Origin of the sequence: Pseudomonas sp. PS02303, from assembly GCF_029959925.1 — a bacterium.
GTDB classification, from domain to species: domain Bacteria; phylum Pseudomonadota; class Gammaproteobacteria; order Pseudomonadales; family Pseudomonadaceae; genus Aquipseudomonas; species Aquipseudomonas mandelii.
In genome coordinates, this window is record NZ_JASCOM010000330.1 from 1 (window position 1) to 5,676 (window position 5,676).

The window sequence follows — 5,676 nt, forward strand, 5'->3', positions numbered from 1 at the left end:
TGCCTGTGCGAGGGAGCTTGCTCCCGTTCGGCTGCGCAGCAGTCGTAAGCTTTTTGGGGCCGCTTCGCAGCCCAGCGGGAGCAAGCTCCCTCGCCACAAAAGCTCTTATGCCAAGGCTTTGCGCTGGACTGCCTGGGCGCAGATCACACGCCGACGATCATCATCCGCCGAGCGCCATTCGCGGATGTCTTCGACATGGCGAAAACAGCCAAGGCAGACCTTCTGTTCGTCCAACCGACACACACCGCTGCACGGCGAAGGCACGGCCGGGCTGACATTGCTGTAGAGCGGTTTGGGCGGACGAACGGGCGCAGGCTGGGTCACGGTCTCACAGGCCTTCGAAATCGAGCTCGGCGTCAGCTTGCTGCTTGACGATGCGCTCAAGCATCTCGCCCAACTGTTCTTCACTCTTGTCGCACATCCAGCGCTCGCTCTCTTCGTCGTAATCAAAGTGGAAACCACCGGACACGGCCGCAAGCCACAGCTGACGCAGGGGTTCCTGGCGGCTGAAGATCAACTGGCTGCCGTTTTCGAACTTGACGGTGAGCACACCGGCCGAGCTCTCCAGATCGATATCCAGGCCACTATCGTCAAAAATATCCTCCAGCGTCTGCTGGGTGGCATCGACCAGGTCATGGAAACGGGCTTCGGTCAAACTCATTACGGCAACCTCAAAAAGTGTCTGTTCACGCTCAAGCGCCGCAAGATACGGGCGAGCCCCGGTGATTGCAAAGGATAACGACCCACGGTGATCACGAAACCTGTGGGAGCGAGCCTGCTTGAGAAGGGCCCATCATATTCAACATCAATGTTGACTGACACTACGCCTTCGCGAGCAGGCTCGCTCCCACAGGGATTGCGCCCGGCTGACCAGCATCGTGCCAAGCCCCGCCGGACGGGAGCCCCGTCGCATAGGCAAGCTGACGGGTGGCCGGTATACTCCGGCGCAATTAATGCATTTTCAAGGATTTCGCCATGAAGCGCCTGATCTCTTCCCTTGCTGCGCTCGTCGCGGTTGCCTGCCTTGTGTCGGCCTGTGGTCAAAAAGGCCCGCTGTATCTGCCCGACGATTCCCAGGATCCCGCCGAGCAGGCTCAGTCCTCGCAAAAGCAGCCGTCCAAAGCACACAAGCACGACGTCTACCAATAAGGGAACGCCATGGACGCTTTTAATTACCGTGGCGGGGAGCTGTTTGCCGAAGGTGTGGCCCTGTCGGCCATCGCCGAACGTTTCGGCACACCGACCTACGTCTACTCCCGCGCGCACATCGAAGCCCAGTACCTGGCATACGCCGATGCGCTGGTCGGCATGCCGCACCTGGTCTGCTTTGCTGTCAAGGCCAACTCCAACCTGGGTGTACTGAATGTCCTGGCCCGTCTTGGCGCCGGTTTTGACATCGTCTCCCGTGGCGAGCTGGAACGCGTACTGGCCGCCGGCGGCAGCGCCGACAAGATCGTTTTCTCCGGTGTCGGCAAGACCCGTGACGACATGCGTCGCGCCCTGGAAGTTGGCGTCCATTGCTTCAACGTCGAATCCACCGATGAGCTGGAGCGTCTGCAAGTGGTCGCCGCCGAGCTGGGTGTTCGCGCACCGATCTCGCTACGTGTGAACCCTGACGTCGATGCCGGCACGCACCCGTACATTTCCACCGGTCTCAAAGAGAACAAGTTCGGCATCGCTATCGCCGACGCCGAAGACGTGTACATTCGCGCCGCCCAGTTGCCCAACCTGGAAGTGGTCGGCGTCGATTGCCACATCGGTTCGCAACTGACCACCCTGCCGCCGTTCATCGACGCCCTCGACCGCCTGCTGGGCCTGGTCGACCGCCTCGGCGATTGCGGGATCTACCTGCGCCACATCGATCTCGGTGGCGGTTTGGGCGTGCGTTATCGCGATGAAGAGCCGCCATTGGCTGCCGACTACATCAAAGCCGTGCGCGAGCGTCTCGACGGTCGCGACCTGGCGCTGGTGTTCGAGCCGGGCCGTTTCATCGTCGCCAACGCCGGCGTGCTGCTGACCCAGGTCGAGTACCTCAAGCACACCGAACACAAAGACTTCGCCATCGTTGACGCGGCCATGAACGACCTGATCCGTCCGGCGCTGTACCAGGCCTGGATGGATGTCACCGCCGTGCGCCCGCGCACTGCAGCGGCGCGCGCCTACGACATCGTCGGCCCGATCTGCGAGACCGGCGACTTCCTGGCCAAGGATCGTGAACTGGCCCTGGAAGAAGGCGATCTGTTGGCCGTGCATTCGGCCGGCGCCTATGGGTTTGTCATGAGTTCCAACTACAACACCCGCGGCCGCGCCGCCGAAGTGTTGGTGGACGGTGATCAGGCATTTGAAGTGCGTCGCCGTGAGACGGTAGCCGAGTTGTTTGCTGGCGAAAGCCTGCTGCCGGAGTAATCCCATGCTGCTGCGTTTTACCAAGATGCACGGCCTGGGCAACGACTTCATGGTCCTCGACCTGGTCAGCCAGCACGCGCACATCCTGCCCAAGCACGCCAAGCAATGGGGCGATCGGCATACCGGCATCGGTTTCGACCAGTTGCTGATCGTCGAAGCGCCGAGCAACCCGGACGTGGACTTCCGCTACCGGATCTTCAACTCCGATGGTTCCGAAGTGGAACAGTGCGGCAACGGTGCGCGCTGTTTCGCCCGCTTCGTGCTCGACAAACGCCTGACCGCCAAGCGGCAGATTCGCGTCGAGACCAAAAGCGGCATCATCGAACTGGATATCCGCAGCGACGGCCAGATTGGTGTCAACATGGGCGCACCGCGCCTGGTGCCGACCGAGATTCCATTCGACGCGCCAGAACAGGCCTTGAGTTATAAGCTCGATGTCGAGGGTACGACCGTCGAACTGGCCGCCGTGTCCATGGGAAACCCCCATGCCGTGCTGCGGGTCAGCGACATCAACAACGCACCGGTGCATGAACTGGGACCGAAAATCGAACACCACCCGCGCTTCCCGGCGCGGGTCAACGTCGGTTTTCTCCAGGTCATCGACCGGAACCGTGCGCAGTTGCGCGTCTGGGAACGTGGCGCCGGGGAAACCCAGGCCTGCGGCACCGGCGCCTGCGCTGCCGCAGTGGCCGCGATCAGCCAGGGGTGGATGGATTCGCCGCTATTGATCGACCTGCCCGGCGGGCGTCTGTCCATTGAATGGGCAGGCCCTGGCCATCCGGTCATGATGACCGGCCCGGCAGTCCGCGTTTATGAAGGACAAGTGCGTCTTTGAGAGAGTCGAATCCATGAAAGATAAGCCCCAGGTTCCCGCCCCACAGCCCGACGAATCCCCTTCCGAAAGCCTTGAGGCGGCGGCGATTGCCGCGTACCTGGAGGCTCATCCGGATTTCTTCGTCGAGCACGAAGAACTGCTCCCGGCCTTGCGCATTCCGCACCAGCGCGGCGATACCGTCTCGCTGGTCGAACGCCAGATGAAGATCCTGCGCGACCGCAACATTGAGTTGCGTCATCGCCTCTCGCATTTGATGGACGTGGCCCGCGACAACGACCGCCTCTTCGACAAGACCCGCCGCCTGATTCTGGCGCTGATGGATGCCAGCAGCCTGGAAGACGTGGTGATCAGCGTCGAAGACAGTCTGCGCCAGGACTTCCAGGTGCCTTTTGTCAGCCTGATCCTGCTGGGTGACAACCCGATGCCGGTGGGCCGCTGGGTCACCCATGCCGACGCGCAAACGGCCATTGGCGGCTTGCTCTCGGAAGACAAAAGCGTCAGCGGCAGCCTGCGCGATCACGAACTGGACTTCCTGTTCGGCGAAGAACAGCGCAAACAGATCGGCTCCACCGCCGTTGTCGCCATCAGCCATCAAGGCATCCACGGCGTCCTGGCCATCGCCAGTCGCGACCCGCAACACTACAAAAGCTCGGTCGGCACGCTGTTCCTGAGCTACATCGCCGAAGTCATGGGTCGCGTGCTGCCTCGGGTCAACAGTTCCCTGCGCTCGGTACGCTGACCATGGAACGGCAACTGGACGCTTACTGCGAACACCTGCGCAGTGAGCGGCAGGTGTCGCCCCACACGCTGCACGCCTACCGCCGCGATCTCGACAAAGTGCTGGGCTGGTGCGTCAAACAGAACATCAGCAGCTGGGCCGCGCTGGACATTCAGCGTCTGCGCAGCCTGATCGCGCGCCTGCATTCCCAGGGTCAATCTTCGCGCAGCCTGGCGCGACTGCTGTCGGCCGTCCGTGGGCTCTATCATTATTTGAACCGCGAAGGTCTTTGCGATCACGACCCGGCCAACGGCCTGGCACCGCCCAAGGGCGAAAGACGGCTGCCGAAAACCCTCGATACCGACCGCGCGCTGCAACTGCTTGAAGGCGCGGTGGAGGATGACTTCCTGGCACGTCGGGATCAGGCGATTCTGGAGCTGTTCTATTCCTCGGGTTTGCGCCTTTCGGAACTGACCGGGCTTAATATGGATCAGCTGGATCTGGCCGACGGCATGGTTCAGGTGCTCGGCAAGGGCAGCAAGACTCGCCTGCTGCCGGTCGGCAAAAAAGCGCGTGAAGCCCTGGAACTGTGGCTGCCGTTGCGGGCCATGACTAACCCGGCAGACGATGCGGTGTTCGTCAGCCAGCAAGGTCGGCGCCTTGGCCCCCGGGCGATTCAGTTGCGGGTCAAAGCTGCTGGTGAGCGCGAGCTGGGGCAGAACCTGCACCCGCACATGTTGCGACATTCCTTTGCCAGCCATTTGCTGGAATCCTCGCAGGACCTGCGCGCCGTACAGGAATTGCTCGGCCACTCGGACATCAAGACCACCCAGATCTACACCCACCTGGACTTCCAGCACCTGGCCACGGTCTACGACAGCGCCCATCCACGGGCCAAACGCATTAAAGGCGATGATTCATGACCATCCAATTGATCACCTTCGACCTCGACGACACCCTGTGGGACACCGCCCCGGTGATCGTCAGCGCCGAAGCCATACTGCGTGAATGGCTGACCGAGCACGCACCGAACCTGGGCGCGCTGCCGGTGGAGCATTTGTGGGCTATTCGGGAACGGATCCTGACCCTCGAACCGAGCCTCAAACACCGCATCAGTGCGCTGCGGCGCCGGGTGTTGTTCCATGCGCTGGAGGAGGCCGGATACGACCACGGCGAGGCGTCGGACCTAGCCGACAAGAGTTTTGAAGTGTTTCTGCATGCCCGGCACCAGATCGAGGTGTTTCCCGACGTCGAGCCGACGCTGGAAACCCTGGCCAAGCATTACGCCCTGGGTGTGGTCACCAATGGCAACGCCGATGTGCGCCGGCTGGGGCTGGCCGATTACTTCAAGTTTGCGTTGTGCGCCGAAGACATCGGCATCGCCAAGCCCGATGCGCGCCTGTTTCATGAGGCATTGCAACGGGGCGGTGCGACTGCGGAGACGGCGGTGCATATCGGCGATCATCCGGGGGATGACATTGCCGGGGCGCAGCAGGCGGGGTTGCGGGCGATCTGGTTTAACCCGGCGCGCAAGGACTGGGAAGCCGAGAAGGCACCGGATGCCGAGATTCGCAGTTTGACCGAATTACCGGCGTTGCTGGCTCGGTGGAACGCCCAACACCAATCCTGAGATCACCGATATTCCCTTGTAGGAGTGAGCCTGCTCGCGATTGCGGTGTGACATTCAGCATTTATGTTGCCTGACACACCGCAATCG

Annotated in this window: 8 protein-coding genes; 6 read left to right on the plus strand and 2 right to left on the minus strand. The window is 61.9% G+C overall.

Annotated elements, in window-relative coordinates; translation table 11 throughout:
* Positions 1-105: 105 nt before the first annotated feature.
* A complete protein-coding gene (locus QMX98_RS31755) occupies positions 106-324 on the minus strand; it encodes a DUF1289 domain-containing protein (RefSeq protein ID WP_010465092.1) in 219 nt (72 codons plus the stop codon).
* Positions 325-328: 4 nt separating this feature from the next.
* Complete coding sequence (gene cyaY, locus QMX98_RS31760) at positions 329-661, minus strand: iron donor protein CyaY (protein WP_172791913.1); 333 nt, start codon at positions 659-661, stop codon at positions 329-331.
* A gap of 314 nt (positions 662-975) precedes the next feature.
* Here cyaY and QMX98_RS31765 point away from each other — a divergent pair, with 314 nt between their 5' ends.
* The 6 genes from QMX98_RS31765 to QMX98_RS31790 are packed head-to-tail and all read left to right on the plus strand — an operon-like array spanning position 976 to position 5,589.
* The gene (locus QMX98_RS31765) at positions 976-1,149 is read left to right on the plus strand and encodes a lipoprotein (RefSeq protein ID WP_010465096.1); all 174 of its coding nucleotides are present in this window, start codon (positions 976-978) and stop codon (positions 1,147-1,149) included.
* 9 nt (positions 1,150-1,158) lie between these two features.
* On the plus strand, positions 1,159-2,406 hold the full coding sequence (gene lysA, locus QMX98_RS31770) for a diaminopimelate decarboxylase (protein WP_010465097.1): 1,248 nt from the start codon (positions 1,159-1,161) through the stop codon (positions 2,404-2,406).
* Between the two features lie 4 nt (positions 2,407-2,410).
* Complete coding sequence (gene dapF / locus QMX98_RS31775; RefSeq protein ID WP_010465099.1) at positions 2,411-3,241, plus strand: diaminopimelate epimerase; 831 nt, start codon at positions 2,411-2,413, stop codon at positions 3,239-3,241.
* Positions 3,242-3,254: 13 nt separating this feature from the next.
* The gene (locus tag QMX98_RS31780) at positions 3,255-3,980 is read left to right on the plus strand and encodes a DUF484 family protein (RefSeq protein ID WP_010465101.1); all 726 of its coding nucleotides are present in this window, start codon (positions 3,255-3,257) and stop codon (positions 3,978-3,980) included.
* A 2-nt stretch (positions 3,981-3,982) separates the two neighbouring features.
* Positions 3,983-4,882 carry a tyrosine recombinase XerC gene (xerC, locus tag QMX98_RS31785; protein ID WP_010465103.1) on the plus strand — a complete coding sequence of 300 codons (900 nt, stop codon included), beginning with the start codon at positions 3,983-3,985 and terminating at the stop codon, positions 4,880-4,882.
* A complete protein-coding gene (locus QMX98_RS31790) occupies positions 4,879-5,589 on the plus strand; it encodes an HAD-IA family hydrolase (protein WP_221107756.1) in 711 nt (236 codons plus the stop codon). The genes xerC and QMX98_RS31790 overlap by 4 nt, the downstream gene beginning before the upstream one ends.
* Positions 5,590-5,676: the final 87 nt, after the last annotated feature.